This is a genomic window from Poseidonocella sp. HB161398 (genome assembly GCF_005870025.1).
Lineage (GTDB): Bacteria > Pseudomonadota > Alphaproteobacteria > Rhodobacterales > Rhodobacteraceae > Mangrovicoccus.
Genome location: NZ_VATA01000035.1, coordinates 1 through 16,132 on the forward strand (window position 1 = coordinate 1; position 16,132 = coordinate 16,132).

Here is a 16,132-nt window from a genome sequence, read left to right on the forward strand (position 1 = left end):
GACGACGGAACCGCGGGTCATCGGCATCGATGACCGGGCCTGGCGGAAGGGGCAGCGCTATGGGACGCTGATCTGCGATCTGGAGCGGCACCGGGTCATTGACCTTCTGCCTGACCGCGAACCGGCAACGGTCGAAGCCTGGCTGAAGGATCACCCCGGCATCGGGATCGTCGCGCGCGACCGCCATGGCGGCCATGCGGGCGCGGTCTCGCGGGCCCTGCCGGACGCGATCCCTCCTCTCGCGGTTTGCGCGCAAACCGCTGCCGGACAACGGGTCGCCGATCGCTGGCATCTGCCCGACTGCGCAGGGAACCGTCGCGCCAGTGGCGCGGCGAAAGTCCCGCAGCAGGCGAGCGAAGCCTTCCTGCTGGCTGTGAAGAGGAGCATGCCCGCGATCCGCAAGGCGGTCGGTGGCCGTACGGTGGACCCCAAGATGCTGACGGCGGTGGAAAAATTGCAGTATGAGGGCTTTCTGCGGCGCCAGCAGACCAACCGCGTGCTGCGGGGCTTTCGCCTCGCCACTGACGCGACGGTCCCCTGCGCACTCCGCCAGCTGGCCGATGGCGGCATGGCCTGACCGGCGGATCATGCGCCAGACCGGCCGCAGCCGCAAACTTGTCGGGCAGGTCCTTCGCGGCGAGCGCGAGGACGTCTTCCGCATCCGCGAGAGCAGCCTGACACCGTGGCTGCCCGAGCTGGAACGCGAATGGTCCGGCGGCTGCCGGAACGGCGCCGAGCTCTGGCGCCGCCTGCGCTCCAATGGCTTCAGAGGCAGCCTCAGGGTTCTGCGACTTCGATCGATCCCCCGGATCGATCGACCTGCTTCGCAGACCGTATTGAACTCGGAGAGTGGGCCACCCGCCAGCGCCGTGCCGAGCAGGCAGTTCTCGCGAGAACGGGAAAAACGCCGCCCGCCCGCAAGATCGCGCGGCTGCTGACGCGGGACCGGGAGAATTTGAGCAAGGAAGACGCGCTTACGGTGGCCCGCGTCGAGGCAGCGCTGCCGGCCCTGGCGACCGCCAGAGCGCTGGCGGACAGCTTCACTGAAATGGTCCGCAACGGCACGGAAGACGCGCTGGCTCCCTGGCTGGATGAGGCCGGGGACAGCATGCTGGGCGCCTTTGCCCGCGGCCTCCGGAAAGATTTCGACGCGGTGGCCGCAGCCCTGACCGAGCCATGGTCCAATGGCCAGACCGAGGGACAAATCAACCGCCTGAAGATGCTGAAGCGGCAGATGTATGGCCGCGCGGGTGTTGCAACGCCGAAGGCGAGGTTGACCGCGATGCCATAGACAAAGCCCTGCATCAAAATCGAGTCAGACCCATTTTTCGGTGCCGATTGACAACCGGCGCAATGCCCTGGCCCAAGCTGGCGCGTGGTCCCGGCCTTCGTCGCCACCGTCTTCGCCCGGCCGGACCATGCGGCGGCAAACGCGCAACGGCGCCAAGTCGCTGACCAGATGCGCCCGAAACTGCCCAAGCCCGCGGCCCTCAGGGAATGAGCCATCGCGGTGCCATCGGTTCGAGCCCGATGGCGAATGCGGAGGAGGACGTTCCGGCCTGCATGACCGTTCCCCAGCAGCACGGGACCCAAGATCCAGCACCCATCCGATCGAGCGCCTGAACGGCGGGATCAAGCGCCGCACCGACGTCGTTGGCGGTCGGGCATTTCTTCGGACCGGTGGCAGTCATGCCCTCGCTTCCCGACGAAGCCTCGATCCGCCGTCTCGTCGGCGCGATCCTGATGGAGCAGACCGGGGAATTGACGGTTCAGCGCGCCAGGAACATGACGCTTCCGTCTTGGGGTCCCGGCCGTCAATCCTGATTCTGCGCGACAAGGCTGCCGCAATTGCCGGGCTGGCTGCGGAACGCGAGGCGCGGGCGGCGCGGAGACATCAAACATCGGAGCACCGCCGGCGCCGACAGCCGCGTTGGTCCTGTTCAGGGCCATGTGCTCCTTCCGCAGCGCCATCGCTTCCACTCCCAGTCCCAGGCCGGTGTCATGCTTCCGTCCGTGGCCGACGCGCAGGCCGCCTACATGATGTCGGTGAGATCGGTTCCCGGGCGCCCATCTGGAAAACGCGCTCGGACGGATGTCCGGCGGCAGCGTCATGTCCGGCGTCGCCGGGAACCGCGTCCCGGTGGGGATTACGTCGTGGCGGGACGGATCCTGCCAGGAGCTCGCCTTCTCCCTTTTCCCTTTGGCGGCGGAAGTCTCAGGCGGCAGGCGGGACCGGATCGCGCTGCAGGCGGAACTCGGTGCCGTCCGGCCACATGCGATGAAGCAGTGAGGGCGACCGTGGCCCCTGCGGGGCCGCGAAAGCGCCTGAACGCCGATCCCGCCGTGCGACGACGACCGTGACGCGCTTCGAGCCGCGGCGCCTGGCAACCTGCACAGTCCCCATGCCTTGAGCCAGCAGGGCCTCGCATGATGCATCGTCGCGGTGGCCCTGTTGAAAAGCGCCGTCCGCAATCCGGCATCCGCTGCCTTGGTGATCCTGGCGGTGACATCGCGCTCGCCGGACTGTTCCCGCCGCGGCGTCAGACCGACGAATGGCCCCAAGTCGCGCGACGACCGGAACCGCGCCGGGTCGCCGAACGCACAGTCAATGCGACCACGGCACCGACGCCCGGCATCGTCATCATCAGGCGGCAGGCGTCGTCCTGCCGGGCAAGTTCGAGCACCCTGCGGTCCAGCTTCGACAGCTTGTCGCGCAGCATCGCCCGGGCATCCCTACTGCCTCCAGCGCGGTATTTCTGACAACCAGCTCGCGGACCCGTGCCGCGTAGCGTCCCTTGCCCTTGCCGGCAGGACCGAGCTTCATCCCGAAATTGCGCAGGACGCCGCGCAGCGACTGCTCGCTGGCATGTGCCGCCTTCTGGACCGCCTTGCGCGCGCTGAGCAGGGCGCGCATCTCCTGGGCGGACACCGACAATGACCAGGCCTGAACCAGCCCATGCGCAGCAGCCGGGCAATGCCCTCGGCGTCCCGGCGGCCGGTCTTGACGGGCATGGCCTTCAGGACCGCCTTGTCCTGCCGCGTCTCCATCAGGACCAGGTCGAAGCCGGCTTCGCCCAGGCCGCGGTGGAGCCACTGCGACAGCGGACCTGCCTCCGGCCCGATTGTCTCGATGGTCAAGGGCAGATCCCGCAGGAAGGCGATGAACGCCTCGGGTTCGCTGTCGATCTGCGCCCGCTTCGCGACCTGCCCATCTTCGTCGAGCACGCAGACTGCGGAGCTCGCGAGCGAAACGTCGATGCCGATGAAGGTCTTCATGCCGTCCTCCTCTGGGATGTGGAAGCGCCAGCCTATCCGGTCCTGGCCGCCCCATGACGACATCTGGTAACCCTCGCGCCGGTCCGCGATGATGTTGCCGTCAGCCTGCCCGCAGAACGGCGAGACTGACCAGCTCGGCCCGCCAGTGAGCGCGCGGCATATCGACAGCCACACCACCAGCCGGGACACGAGCAGCGCCTCACCCCGAGTGGTGATTTTGAAAATGTGGCGCGGCCCAGCGAGCTCCGGTCGAGGCAGGGCCTGAAACTTCGGTGGGGGATTGTTCAGGCATATGATCCATCTTCCGCATCGGGGGCGATGGATGGCGCGTTCCGGTATTGATGATGCCGACTCGGATCTGATCAAGCCTCTGCTCGCGATAGGCCGCACGGCGTCACGCGAAGGGATGACCGTCAGGTGCCGAGCGGCAATATCCGGGTCTTGCCGATGAGTGCGCCCCGCCGGCTTCTGCCCAAACGGTGCGGCCCGCATGCCGCCTTCTGCAATCGTTCCGCCCGCTTGGTCAAGTCCGGATCCAGGTGCGTCGCGTCGGGGCTTGGCAGGAGAATGGCTGCCTGCGGAAAGGCTGATCCCCCGAGCTTTCGGGCAGGATGCGAGCGGGCAAGGACCGCGAGTGTCGTTCTCTTGGCCGCTCGAGCCTCACGATCTTCGCGATGGCCGTTGGACGGGCTCTGTCGGCGGCAGTCAAGCGGCCGCGGGTTGCGGACCCTGGATAAGACGGGGCGCGCCTCGGGCGCCATTTGAGGTTCCAGGCGAAGGGATTCCCATGGCGGAGACGATGACGGCGCCGTCCTTGATGTGTCTTCCGCCCTTGGCGGCCGAAACCGTCTTCCGGGCTGACGTGACCGGAAGGGCCCGCGGTCCGTCGGGGGGCGCCTCGACCGGTCGCGCAATCCGCTCGAGCGGCTCTCCAACAGGCCTCAATGCTCCGGGACGGTCGCGGCGTGGTGCGGGAAACGTCGAGGAGCAGCCTCGCAGTTGATCTTGTCGCATCGTCAGACCCCAGCGGTTTCATGTGCCTGCCTCCTGCCGGCGCGCGGCCGGTCTGCGCGGCTGGGTCTGAATCTCGCCGCCCTCTAATCGGAAAGCGAGAGCGGCACCGTCCGGATGTCGATCACGGCACCGTCGCGGCGCCATTCGAGCCGCGCATGGTAGTCTCCGGCGGGCCAGCCATCGGGCGGGGTGCGGCGGCCGAAGGCGCGGAAGACCTGGGCCTGCGGCTTCTCCAGGAGCTCGGTGCGGTCGAAGACTTCGCCGTCCGGTCCCTCCAGCACGAAGCGGATCGCGTCGCCCGCGCGCGCGCCGTAGCCGAATCCCCAGAGCACGAGGGCCGGGGCGCGGCGCGTAGCCTCCGGGCGGGGCGGCAGGCCGCGGCGCACCTCCGCATAGTCCGGGATCCGCTCCAGCGTGCCCGCGGCCAGGAAGCCGCCGGGCCGGTAGGCGGGCGTTTCGCGCCAGAGCGCCCCCGTGGCGTCGCCGCAGTCCGTCTCTGCTGCCGGGGCGAAGGGATCGACGGTCTTGCCGTCGCGGCGCAGGCTGAAATGCAGATGCGGGAATTCCGTCGCGCCGCTTTCGCCCATGCGGCCGAGCGGGTCGCCCTCGGCCAGCTCGTCGCCCGGCGCCACGGAGATCGAGCCGCGCGCCATGTGGCAGTACTGGGTCTCCCATCCGTCCTCGTGGCGGATCACCACGCCATTGCCGCATTCGCGCCCGGCAATCTGGTCGCGGGGCAGGGCGCCGGGCTGGCCGATCAGCGCGTCCGGCATCTCGTCGCGGATCGCGGTGACCGTGCCCGCAGCCGCGGCGCGGACAAGGGGCGGGGCGCGGTGCAGATCGGCCTCGGTCGCGACGCGGATATCGGTGCCCCTGTGACCGTCATAGGTCAGGCCGTGGCAGGCATAGTCGCGGGCGCCCGGGCCGGGATCGCGGTCGACATAGTGCTGGATGACGCAGCTTTCGCCGGGCACGCAGTCGAGGGGCCATCCAAGCTGAAACGCCCCCGCACCGGCAGGTGCGAGGGCGGCGATCAGGAGCGCGGCACTGCGCAGCGGATCAGTCCGCTGTGAGCAGCGGCGGCTTGTTGCCGGAGAGCCGCGGGTTCTGCGGCGGGATGCTCTCCAGCTCGATCTTGTCGTCCTTGACGGCCACCCGCACCGTGCCGCCTTTGGCGAGCTTGCCGAAGAGCAGCTCCTCCGCCAGCGGCTTCTTGATGTGCTCCTGGATCACGCGGCCCAGCGGGCGCGCGCCCATGCGGTCGTCATAGCCCTTGTCGGCCAGCCAGGCGGCAGCCTCGGGGGTCAGCTCGATCGACACGCCGCGATCCATCAGCTGGGCTTCCAGCTGCAGGACGAACTTGTCGACCACCTGCAGGATGACCTCGCGCGGCAGCGGGCCGAAGCTGATGACGGCATCGAGGCGGTTGCGGAACTCGGGCGTGAAGGTCCGCTCGATCGCGGCCGTGTCCTCGCCCTCGCGCCGGTCGCGGCCGAAGCCGATCGCAGCCTTGGCCTGTTCCGCGGCGCCCGCATTCGAGGTCATGATCAGCACGACATTGCGGAAATCCACCTGGCGGCCGTTATGGTCCGTCAGCTTGCCGTGATCCATGACCTGCAGCAGGATGTTGTAGACATCCGGATGCGCCTTTTCGATCTCGTCGAGCAGCAGCACGCAATGCGGGTGCTGGTCGACGCCGTCGGTCAGCATGCCGCCCTGGTCGAAGCCGACATAGCCCGGAGGCGCGCCGATCAGGCGGGAGACCGCGTGCTTCTCCATGTATTCCGACATGTCGAAGCGCAGGAGCTCCACCCCCAGCGTGTCGGCGAGCTGCTTGGCGACCTCGGTCTTGCCGACGCCGGTCGGGCCCGCGAAGAGGTAGTTGCCGATCGGCTTCTCGGGCTCGCGCAGCCCGGCCCGGGCCAGCTTGATCGCCGAGGCGAGGGCCTCGATCGCGCTGTCCTGGCCGAAGACGACGCGCTTCAGCGTGGCTTCGAGATCCTTCAGCACCTCTGCATCGTCCTTGGAGACGTTCTTCGGCGGGATGCGGGCGATCTTGGCGACGACGGCCTCGATCTCCTTGGCGCTGATGGTCTTGCGGCGGCGGCTGTCGGGCAGCAGGTGCTGCGCAGCGCCGGCCTCGTCGATCACGTCGATCGCCTTGTCCGGCAGCTTCCGGTCGTTGATGTAGCGCGCCGACAGCTCGACCGCGGTCTTGATCGCGTCGGCGGTGTACTTGATGTCGTGATGCTCCTCGAAATAGGGCTTGAGGCCCTTGAGGATCTTCACGGCGTCATCCACCGAGGGCTCGTTGACGTCGATCTTCTGGAACCGGCGGCTGAGCGCGCGGTCCTTCTCGAAATGCTGGCGGAACTCCTTGTAGGTGGTGGAGCCCATGCAGCGCAGCTTGCCGCCCTGGAGCGCGGGCTTCAGCAGGTTGGAGGCGTCCATCGCCCCGCCCGAGGTGGCGCCCGCGCCGATCACCGTGTGGATCTCGTCGATGAAGAGGATGGCGTCGGGATGCGCCTCCAGCTCGGTGACGACGGCTTTCAGCCGTTCCTCGAAATCGCCGCGGTAGCGGGTGCCGGCCAGCAGCGCGCCCATGTCGAGCGAGTAGATCGTGGCCGAGGCCAGGACCTCGGGCGTCTCGCCATTGACGATCTTGCGCGCCAGCCCTTCCGCGATCGCGGTCTTGCCGACGCCGGGATCGCCGACCAGCAGCGGGTTGTTCTTGCGCCGCCGGCACAGGACCTGGATGCAGCGCTCCACTTCGGCGTCGCGGCCGATCAGCGGATCGACATCGCCCTTGCGCGACTTGGCGTTGAGATCGACGCAATACTTTGCCAAGGCCGATTCCTTGTTCTCGGCGGTTTCCTGGGTCGTCTGGGATTCTTCCTCGTAGTCGCTGGCGCCCGAGACCGGACGCGACTCGCCGAAGGACGGGTCCTTGGCGACGCCATGGGCGATGAAATTGACCGCGTCGTAGCGGGTCATGTCCTGGTCCTGCAGGAAATACGCCGCGTTCGACTCGCGCTCGGCGAAGATGGCGACCAGGACATTGGCGCCGGTGACCTCGGTGCGGCCCGAGGACTGGACGTGGATCGCGGCACGCTGGATCACGCGCTGGAAGGCGGCTGTCGGCACCGCTTCGGACCCCTCGACATCCGTTTCCAGCGTCGAGAGCTCTTCGTCGATGAATTCGATCAGGGTCTTTCGCAGTGCCTCGAGATCCACCCCGCAGGCCTGCATGACCTTGGCCGCGTTCGGTTCGTCGATGAGCGCGAGGAGAAGATGCTCCAGCGTGGCCAGTTCATGACGGCGGCTGTTGGCCTGGGCCAGAGCCGCGTGGATTGCCTGTTCGAGGGTAGTCGAGAATGAAGGCACGCTCCGTGCTCCTTATAGTAAGGGTCGGATGGGACCGGGGGCCCCAGCCGAACGGTGACCTCGTATGTTTAAAGTTCGGTTTTCTTGGCTCCGCTTCAAGTGGCAATTTCGCCTATTCCGAGCTTGGCATGGCCGACGCATGGCACATACGGTTCTCCTGATTAAATAGACGCCGTTTGGCTTATTTCTAGTCAAAAGGAGTCCTTTCTTCGCCGGATTTCGCCGAAAACTTCCGGATCCGGAGCGCCTGCCATGCCGAGATCGGCCTTCAGCGCCGGGAGATCCGCCCTCAGGAAAGGGTTGGTTTCTTTCTCCAAGGTTAACGGGACGGGCACGGTGGCCTCTCCGGCCTCCCGCGCAGAGTCGATTTCGGCGGCGCGGGCGGCCAGCGCGGCGTTGCCGGGCTCGATCGTGACGGCGAAACGGGCATTCGACTGGCTGTATTCATGGCCCGAGCAGATCAGAGTCGCGCCGGGCAGGGCGCGCAGCCGCAGGAGGCTCTCCCACATCATCTCGGGCGTGCCCTCGAAGAGCCGCCCGCAGCCGAGCCCCATCAGGCTGTCGCCGGTGAAGGCCAGGGCCGAGCCGGGCAGCACATAGGCGATGTGGCCGACCGTATGGCCCGAGACGTCGAGCACTTCGGCGGTCTCGCCGCCGAATTCGAAGCTGTCGCCGGGCGCGACCGCGGCATCGAGCCGGGGCAGGCGGTGCAGGTCGGCCCGGGCGCCGGTCACCCGCGCGCCGGTGGCGTTGCGCAGCGCGTCGACGCCCCCCACATGGTCATGATGGTGATGGGTGATCCAGATGTCGCTCAGCGTCCAGCCGCGCGCCGCCAGCGCCGCTTCGACGGGTCCGGCCTCGGGAACGTCGACGACTGCGGTGGCGCCGGAGGCGGGATCGTGGACGAGATAGGCGTAATTGTCGCTGAGGCAGGGGATGGTGACGAGGGTCAGGGGCATGGAAAGGCTCACGGATGTCGCTATGGTGCCCCGAGGGTCACCGATCTGAGGACTTGGCGCAATGCACCTTGATGTGCTCGATCTGCGGAATTTCTACTACCGGACGAGCCTGGGCCGCGCCGCGCAGAAGGCGATCCGCGGCCAGGTGCAGCGGCTCTGGCCCGAGGCGCAGGGCCAGATGGTGGCCGGATTCGGCTTCGCGGTGCCGCTGCTGCGGCCCTATCTGTCGGATGCGCGGCGGGTGGTCGGGCTGATGCCCTCGGCCCAGGGGGTGATGCCCTGGCCCGCGGCGATGCCCAATGTCTCCGTGCTCTGCGAGGAAACCGCCTGGCCGGTCTCGACCGGCGCGGTCGACAAGCTGGTGGTGATGCACGGGCTGGAAACCACCGAGAATCCGGCGGCGCTCCTCGAGGAATGCCATCGCGTGCTGGGGCCGGGCGGGCGGATCCTCTTCATCGTGCCGAACCGCGCCGGGCTCTGGGCGCGCTCGGACCAGACACCCTTCGGCTTCGGCCGCCCCTACAGCCTGGGCCAGCTAGAGGCGCAGATCCGGCCCTTCGGCTTCGTTCCCGAGGCGCATACCGTGACGCTGTTCCAGCCGCCCTCGCACCGCCGCTTCTGGCTGAGGACCGGGGCGATGTGGAACCAGATCGGCCGCAGCCTCTCCAGCCGCTATGCCGGGGGGGTGCTGATGCTCGAGGCCTCGAAGCGGGTCTTCGCGCCGCGCGGCACGCCGGTGCGCGACGATCTCCGCCGCCCTCTGAAGATTCTCGACGCGCTGCCGAAGCCGGTCGCCGGGCCGCTGCCGAACCGCCGGTGCGGTGATTCCCAACTGCCGCAACGGCAGGCGGTTTCACAACTCAACCGCGACCTCATATCTGAACCATCAGGCTCCGGACAGCGCTAACACGGCTTCGTGATAGCTTAACCTTTTGGTTTCCTTTGCCTGTCCATAGGGTCGCACCCTAGGCTAAGTTCCTGTCGTTCAATGCATTCATGCACCGTACCACCATTTTGATCGGTTGCCTGCACGGGCCGGCTTTGATAACTCCCCCCTTAATTTTGGCGGTCCCGCGCTTGGTGGGGGCCTAAGACCGCCCCGGGTTTCGCCAAATGCCCCGGGGCCTTCATGCGGAAGGGTGGACGTGTCCGAACCAGCAGCGATCTCCTCTGGCATTGCCGAGCGCTATGCCACGGCCGTGTTTGACCTGGCCAAGGAAGCCGGGCAGATCCCGAACCTCGAATCCGACCTGGACGCGCTCGAAGCGGCCCTGGAGGACAGCGCCGATCTTTCGGCGATGGTCTCCTCGCCGCTCTATACCCGTGCCGACCAGGGCAATGCGATCATGGCAGTGGCCCGCAAGATGGGCCTGTCGGATACCATCGCGAACACGCTGGGCCTGATGGCCTCCAAGCGCCGACTCTTCGTGCTGCCGCAGTTCGTCGCGCAGCTGAAGGGGATGATCGCGGACGAGAAGGGCGAAGTCACCGCAGAGGTGATCAGCGCGACCGAACTCAGCGACGCCCAGATCGATACGCTGGCCTTCGCCATCCACGAGAAGATCGGCAAGCTCGTCAAAGTGAACATGACCGTCGACCAGACCCTGATCGGCGGTCTCATCGTCAAGGTGGGCTCGAAGATGATCGACACCTCGATCCGCTCGAAGCTCGCTCACCTCCAGAATGCAATGAAAGAGGTCGGATAATGGGAATCCAGGCAGCGGAAATTTCTGCGATCCTCAAGGAGCAGATCCAGAACTTCGGACAGGAGGCGGAAGTCACCGAGGTCGGCCGCGTGCTGTCCGTCGGTGACGGCATCGCCCGCGTCTATGGCCTCGACAACATCCAGGCCGGCGAGATGGTCGAGTTCCCTGGCGGGATCATGGGCATGGCGCTGAACCTCGAAGCCGACAATGTCGGCATCGTGATCTTCGGCACCGACCAGGACATCAAGGAAGGCGACACCGTCAAGCGCACCAACGAGATCGTTGACGTGCCGGCCGGCGAAGCGCTGCTGGGCCGCGTCGTCGACGCGCTCGGCAACCCGCTCGACGGCAAGGGCCCGATCGACGCCTCCGAGAAGCGCATCGCCGACGTCAAGGCGCCGGGCATCATCCCGCGGAAATCGGTGCACGAGCCGATGGCGACCGGCCTGAAGGCCGTCGACGCGATGATCCCGATCGGCCGCGGCCAGCGCGAGCTGATCATCGGCGACCGCCAGACCGGCAAGACCGCCGTGGCGCTCGACGCGATCCTGAACCAGAAGGCCTATAACGACGCGGCGGGCGGCGACGAGCACAAGAAGCTCTACTGCATCTACGTCGCCGTCGGCCAGAAGCGCTCCACCGTGGCGCAGCTGGTGCAGCGCCTCGAGGCCACCGGTGCCATCGAGTACTCGATCGTCGTGGCGGCCACCGCCTCCGACCCGGCGCCGATGCAGTACCTCGCGCCCTACACCGCGACCGCGATGGCGGAATACTTCCGCGACAACGGCCGCCACGCGCTGATCATCTACGACGACCTCTCCAAGCAGGCCGTCGCCTACCGCCAGATGTCGCTGCTGCTGCGCCGTCCGCCGGGCCGCGAAGCCTATCCGGGCGACGTCTTCTACCTGCACTCCCGCCTGCTCGAGCGTTCGGCGAAGCTGAACGAGGACCACGGTTCGGGCTCGCTGACCGCGCTGCCGATCATCGAGACCCAGGCCGGCGACGTGTCCGCCTACATCCCGACCAACGTGATCTCGATCACCGACGGCCAGATCTTCCTGGAAACCGAGCTGTTCTACCAGGGCATCCGCCCGGCCGTGAACACCGGTCTGTCGGTGTCGCGCGTGGGCTCCTCGGCCCAGACCAACTCGATGAAGTCGGTCGCCGGCCCGATCAAGCTGTCGCTCGCCCAGTACCGCGAGATGGCCGCCTTCGCGCAGTTCGGTTCCGACCTCGACGCCGCGACCCAGCGCCTGCTGAACCGCGGTGCGCGCCTGACCGAGCTGATGAAGCAGCCGCAATACGCGCCGCTGACCAATGCCGAGATCGTCTGCGTCATCTGCGCGGGCACGATGGGCTATCTCGACAGCGTCCCGGTGGGCGATGTCGGCCGCTTCGAGGCAGGGCTGCTGGCCTTCCTGCGCAACCAGCACAAGGACCTGCTCGACTGGATCACCACCGAGGATCCCAAGATCAAGGGTGACGCGGAAGCCAAGATCAAGGCGGTGCTCGACGAATACGCAGCGACCTTTTCCTGAGGCTAGGAGGGGACAGGACCCATGCCAAGTCTCAAGGACCTAAAGAACCGGATCTCCTCGGTCAAATCGACCCGGAAGATCACGAAGGCCATGCAGATGGTGGCCGCGGCGAAGCTTCGCCGCGCCCAGGAGAGCGCCGAGGCGGCCCGCCCCTACACGGAGCGGTTCAACGCGGTGCTCGGCCAGCTGGCAGCATCGGTGGGCAGCGCGGATTCCGCGCCGCTCCTGCTCAAGGGCACCGGCAAGGACGACGTGCAGCTGCTCGTCGTCATGACCTCGGAGCGCGGGCTCTGCGGCGGCTTCAACTCGTCGATCGTGAAGCTCGTGCGCAGCCGCATCGAGGCGCTGAAGCTCCAGGGCAAGACGGTGAAGATCATCACCGTCGGCAAGAAGGGCCGCGAGCAGCTGCGCCGTGACTACGGCCAGCTGATGATCGGCCATGTCGACATGGCAGAGGTGAAGAAGGTCGGCTACGCCAATGCCGCCGACATCGCCAAGAGCCTGCTCGAGCGCTTCGATGCGGGCGAGTTCGATGTCGCGACCATCTTCTATGCCAAGTTCCAGAGCGTGATCAGCCAGAAGCCGACCGCGCAGCAGATCATCCCGGCGAGCTACGACGCTCCGGAGGATGGCGGCGCCTCGACGGTCTACGACTACGAGCCCAGCGAGGAGTCGATCCTGGCCGAACTGCTGCCCCGCGGCGTTGCGACCCAGATCTTCGCGGCCCTGCTGGAAAACGCGGCTTCGGAACAGGGCGCGCGGATGTCCGCCATGGACAACGCCACGCGCAATGCCGGCGACATGATCGACAAGCTGTCGGTCGAATACAACCGCACCCGTCAGGCCGTCATCACCAGCGAGCTGATCGAAATCATTTCGGGCGCCGAGGCGCTCTAACGGAACGAACCGGAGACACAACACAATGGCAATTGGCAAAGTGATCCAGGTCATCGGCGCCGTGGTCGACGTTCAGTTCGACGACCACCTGCCCGCGATCCTGAATGCCGTCACCACCGAGAACAACGGCAAGAAGCTGGTTCTCGAGGTCGCCCAGCACCTGGGCGAAGGCACCGTGCGCTGCATCGCCATGGACGCGACCGAAGGTCTGGTCCGCGGCCAGAAGGTGGAAGACAGCGGCAGCCCGATCTCCGTGCCGGTCGGCACTGCGACCCTGGGCCGGATCCTGAACGTCATCGGCGAGCCGGTCGACGAGAAGGGCCCGGTCGAGGCCGAGGAATTCCGCCCGATCCACGCAAGCGCGCCGGACTTCGCCGAGCAGGCGACCGAAGCGCAGATCCTCGTCACCGGCATCAAGGTCATCGACCTGCTGGCCCCCTACTCCAAGGGCGGCAAGATCGGCCTCTTCGGCGGCGCGGGCGTGGGCAAGACGGTTCTGATCCAGGAACTGATCAACAACATCGCGAAAGTGCACTCGGGCCTGTCGGTCTTCGCCGGCGTCGGCGAGCGGACCCGCGAAGGCAACGACCTCTATCACGAGATGATCGAGTCGGGCGTTCTGACCCCGGACAACCTGCCGGACTCCAAGATCGCGCTGGTCTACGGCCAGATGAACGAGCCGCCGGGCGCCCGTGCCCGCATCGCGCTGACCGGCCTGACCCTGGCCGAGCAGTTCCGCGACGCGACCGGCACCGACGTGCTGTTCTTCGTCGACAACATCTTCCGCTTCACCCAGGCGGGTTCGGAAATGTCGGCGCTTCTGGGCCGCATCCCCTCCGCCGTGGGCTACCAGCCGACGCTGGCCACCGACATGGGCGCCATGCAGGAGCGGATCACCTCGACCAAGCACGGCTCGATCACCTCGATCCAGGCCGTCTACGTTCCGGCGGACGACCTTACCGACCCGGCACCGGCCACGACCTTCGCGCACCTCGACGCGACGACGGTTCTCAACCGCGCCATCTCGGAGCTCGGCATCTACCCGGCCGTGGACCCGCTCGACTCCACCTCGCGCCTGATGGACCCGCTGATCATCGGCGAGGAGCACTACCAGGTCGCGCGTGACGTGCAGGGCATCCTCCAGCGCTACAAGTCGCTGCAGGACATCATCGCGATCCTCGGCATGGACGAGCTGAGCGAAGAGGACAAGCTGACCGTGGCCCGCGCCCGGAAGATCCAGCGCTTCCTGTCGCAGCCCTTCGACGTGGCGAAGGTCTTCACCGGCGCCGACGGCAAGCAGGTCCCGCTCGAGGACACGATCAAGTCGTTCAAGGCGGTTGTTGCCGGCGAGTACGACCATCTTCCGGAATCCGCCTTCTACATGGTCGGCGGCATCGAAGAGGTGATCGCCAAGGCCGAGAAACTCGCCGCGGAAGCGGCGTAAGGACCGGTCCCGATGGCAAACACCATGCAATTCGATCTGGTCTCGCCCGAGCGGAGCCTCGCTTCGCTCAAGGTGACCGCGGTCCAGTTGCCGGGATCGGAAGGCCAGCTGACCGCAATGCCCGGTCACTGGCCGATGATCACGACGCTGAAGCCCGGGATGCTGACCGTCACGGCGGACGGCAAGACGCTTGAATTCGCGGTGACCGGCGGCTTCGCCGATATCTCCGCGGAAGGCGCGACGGTCCTGGCCGAGCGCGCCTTCGAGAAGGGCCCGGAAGGCCGTGCCGCCCTCGAGGCGGAGCTGGAGCAGGCCCGCAAGGCCGCCGAGGCAGCCAAGGGCCCCGAGCGCGACGTCGCGACCGAGCTGGTCTACGACTTCGTGCATCTGCTCGAGAACATGCAGTAAGCGCCTTTGCGCCCGCTGCAGGACATCAGGCCCCGCCGCAAGGCGGGGCCTTTGCCGTTCCGGGCCCTAGCCTCCGGCGCGGAGCCGCGCCGCCGCCGCTTCTCGAAGACGGGCGCGATGGCGGCCCGCATCTCGTCCACCAGCCGGGGATCGGCGCTGCGCGGCGCGCCGCCGGGGCAGGGCGGGTCGGGCAGCGATCCGGGCCTCGCTGGCCGTCCCTGAAAGCTGCGCGCCGCGGCGCCGGGCAGGCAGGCCGCAACCTGCCGCGCCTTCGTAAAACGGCAACCCTTGGCTGCTAGTGTCGGGGCCAAGGACTTTTCATAAAAGAAGGCCCCGCTCCCTTCCGGGATGCGGGGCCATTTCATGTCCGGGTCGCGGCCGGGCGCAAGGGCCCGGGCCGGAGGCGAGCTCAGTGCTGGCCGTAGAGCCCTTCGTAGATCGGGCCCAGCGTCTTGACGTCGATCAGCGAGGAGATCGAGGTGCCGTTCCAGGTGTTCAGGATCGCCTGGGCGAAGAGCGGCGCGGTCGGCACGATGCGGATATTCGGCGTGTTCAGCACGGCCTGGGTCGGCTCGATCGAGTCGGTGATGACCAGGCTCTTCAGCTTGGAATTGGTCACGCGCTCCACGGCCGGGCCCGAGAGGACGCCATGCGAGGTATAGGCGTGGACTTCCTTCGCGCCCGCTTCCAGCAGCACCTCGGCCGCCTTGCAGAGCGTCCCGGCGGTGTCGCACATGTCATCCACGATGATGCAGATCTGGTCCTCGACCTCGCCGATCACGGTCATCTCTGCGACTTCCCCGGCCTTCTCGCGGCGCTTGTCGACGATCGACAGCGGCGCGCCGATGCGGGTCGCCAGCTCGCGCGCGCGGGCCACGCCGCCGACATCCGGCGAAACCACGGTGATGCCGTCGAGGCTGTCCTTGAAGTTCTCCATGATGTCGAGCGCGAAGAGCGGCGCGGCATAGAGGTTGTCCACCGGGATGTCGAAGAAGCCCTGGATCTGCGCGGCATGCAGATCCATGGTCACGATGCGCGAGACGCCGGCCTCGGTCAGCATGTTGGCAACGAGCTTCGCGGAGATCGGGGTGCGCGACTTGGTGCGGCGGTCCTGGCGGGCATAGCCGAAATAGGGAATCACCGCGGTGATGCGCGCCGCAGAGGAGCGGCGCAGCGCGTCGGCGATGATCAGCAGCTCCATCAGGTTGTCATTCGCCGGGCGCGAGGTCGGCTGCAGGATGTAGACATCCTCGCCGCGGACATTCTCGAAGACTTCGACGAAGATCTCGCCGTCGTTGAAGCGTTCCACCCGCGCATCGACCAGGTCGACATTCATGCCGCGATGCATGGACATGCGGCGCGCCACGGCATTGGCCAGCCGCTTGTTGGCGTTGCCTGCGATGATTTTCGGTTCGTTGCTGATCGGCATGGGAGGGTCCTTGGCAGTCGGGACGAGACGGATTCGGAAGTCGCGCGTGGGTTATCACTGCGCCGGGCAAAGTCAAA

11 protein-coding genes and 3 pseudogenes are annotated in these 16,132 nt (G+C 67.1%); 9 read left to right on the top strand and 5 right to left on the bottom strand.

The features are described from left to right. The 3 genes and pseudogenes from FGX59_RS39755 to FGX59_RS22830 all read left to right on the top strand — a co-directional run. A pseudogene (locus FGX59_RS39755) lies at positions 1-295 on the top strand (transposase); the annotation flags it as partial. Positions 296-706: 411 nt separating this feature from the next. Further along, entirely contained in the window at positions 707-1,291 is a 585-nt protein-coding gene (locus FGX59_RS39760) for a transposase (RefSeq protein ID WP_370296196.1), read from the top strand. A gap of 75 nt (positions 1,292-1,366) precedes the next feature. Then, positions 1,367-1,824 (top strand): annotated as a pseudogene (locus FGX59_RS22830) (transposase); the annotation flags it as partial. Between the two features lie 391 nt (positions 1,825-2,215). Here the strand turns inward: FGX59_RS22830 and FGX59_RS22835 are convergent. The 4 genes and pseudogenes from FGX59_RS22835 to gloB form a co-directional block, all read right to left on the bottom strand. After that, a pseudogene (locus FGX59_RS22835) lies at positions 2,216-3,276 on the bottom strand (IS110 family transposase). Between the two features lie 1,097 nt (positions 3,277-4,373). Then, complete coding sequence (locus FGX59_RS22840) at positions 4,374-5,264, bottom strand: M23 family metallopeptidase (RefSeq protein ID WP_240722660.1); 891 nt, start codon at positions 5,262-5,264, stop codon at positions 4,374-4,376. Positions 5,265-5,349: 85 nt separating this feature from the next. Then, entirely contained in the window at positions 5,350-7,674 is a 2,325-nt protein-coding gene (gene clpA, locus FGX59_RS22845) for an ATP-dependent Clp protease ATP-binding subunit ClpA (protein ID WP_138469443.1), read from the bottom strand. Positions 7,675-7,865: 191 nt separating this feature from the next. After that, the gene (gloB, locus tag FGX59_RS22850) at positions 7,866-8,633 is read right to left on the bottom strand and encodes a hydroxyacylglutathione hydrolase (RefSeq protein ID WP_138469444.1); all 768 of its coding nucleotides are present in this window, start codon (positions 8,631-8,633) and stop codon (positions 7,866-7,868) included. A 61-nt stretch (positions 8,634-8,694) separates the two neighbouring features. On the opposite strand from gloB, the gene FGX59_RS22855 reads away from it, so the two are divergent. From FGX59_RS22855 to atpC, 6 genes are all read left to right on the top strand, one after another. Beyond that, entirely contained in the window at positions 8,695-9,540 is an 846-nt protein-coding gene (locus tag FGX59_RS22855) for a class I SAM-dependent methyltransferase (RefSeq protein WP_138469445.1), read from the top strand. A 232-nt stretch (positions 9,541-9,772) separates the two neighbouring features. Next, the gene (locus FGX59_RS22860) at positions 9,773-10,339 is read left to right on the top strand and encodes a F0F1 ATP synthase subunit delta (RefSeq protein WP_138469446.1); all 567 of its coding nucleotides are present in this window, start codon (positions 9,773-9,775) and stop codon (positions 10,337-10,339) included. Continuing rightward, the gene (atpA, locus tag FGX59_RS22865) at positions 10,339-11,877 is read left to right on the top strand and encodes a F0F1 ATP synthase subunit alpha (RefSeq protein ID WP_138469447.1); all 1,539 of its coding nucleotides are present in this window, start codon (positions 10,339-10,341) and stop codon (positions 11,875-11,877) included. Before FGX59_RS22860 ends, atpA begins: the two co-directional genes overlap by 1 nt. A gap of 21 nt (positions 11,878-11,898) precedes the next feature. Further along, on the top strand, positions 11,899-12,774 hold the full coding sequence (locus tag FGX59_RS22870) for a F0F1 ATP synthase subunit gamma (RefSeq protein WP_138469448.1): 876 nt from the start codon (positions 11,899-11,901) through the stop codon (positions 12,772-12,774). A 25-nt stretch (positions 12,775-12,799) separates the two neighbouring features. Continuing rightward, the gene (gene atpD, locus FGX59_RS22875) at positions 12,800-14,218 is read left to right on the top strand and encodes a F0F1 ATP synthase subunit beta (protein WP_138469449.1); all 1,419 of its coding nucleotides are present in this window, start codon (positions 12,800-12,802) and stop codon (positions 14,216-14,218) included. A 12-nt stretch (positions 14,219-14,230) separates the two neighbouring features. Further along, complete coding sequence (gene atpC / locus FGX59_RS22880) at positions 14,231-14,626, top strand: ATP synthase F1 subunit epsilon (RefSeq protein WP_138469450.1); 396 nt, start codon at positions 14,231-14,233, stop codon at positions 14,624-14,626. A 409-nt stretch (positions 14,627-15,035) separates the two neighbouring features. Here the strand turns inward: atpC and FGX59_RS22885 are convergent, their stop codons facing one another. Next, positions 15,036-16,055, bottom strand: coding sequence for a ribose-phosphate pyrophosphokinase (locus FGX59_RS22885; protein WP_138469451.1), 1,020 nt, complete (start codon positions 16,053-16,055; stop codon positions 15,036-15,038). Positions 16,056-16,132: the final 77 nt, after the last annotated feature.

What these genes read in the sequence shown, in the direction of transcription:
- gloB (WP_138469444.1), bottom strand. Translation starts at nt 8,633, where the DNA reads ATGCCCCTGACCCTCGTCACCATCCCCTGCCTCAGCGACAATTACGCC.
- FGX59_RS22855 (WP_138469445.1), top strand. Translation starts at nt 8,695, where the DNA reads ATGCACCTTGATGTGCTCGATCTGCGGAATTTCTACTACCGGACGAGC.
- atpD (WP_138469449.1), top strand. Translation starts at nt 12,800, where the DNA reads ATGGCAATTGGCAAAGTGATCCAGGTCATCGGCGCCGTGGTCGACGTT.
- atpC (WP_138469450.1), top strand. Translation starts at nt 14,231, where the DNA reads ATGGCAAACACCATGCAATTCGATCTGGTCTCGCCCGAGCGGAGCCTC.
- FGX59_RS22885 (WP_138469451.1), bottom strand. Translation starts at nt 16,055, where the DNA reads ATGCCGATCAGCAACGAACCGAAAATCATCGCAGGCAACGCCAACAAG.
- FGX59_RS39760 (WP_370296196.1), top strand. Translation starts at nt 707, where the DNA reads ATGGTCCGGCGGCTGCCGGAACGGCGCCGAGCTCTGGCGCCGCCTGCG.
- FGX59_RS22870 (WP_138469448.1), top strand. Translation starts at nt 11,899, where the DNA reads ATGCCAAGTCTCAAGGACCTAAAGAACCGGATCTCCTCGGTCAAATCG.
- atpA (WP_138469447.1), top strand. Translation starts at nt 10,339, where the DNA reads ATGGGAATCCAGGCAGCGGAAATTTCTGCGATCCTCAAGGAGCAGATC.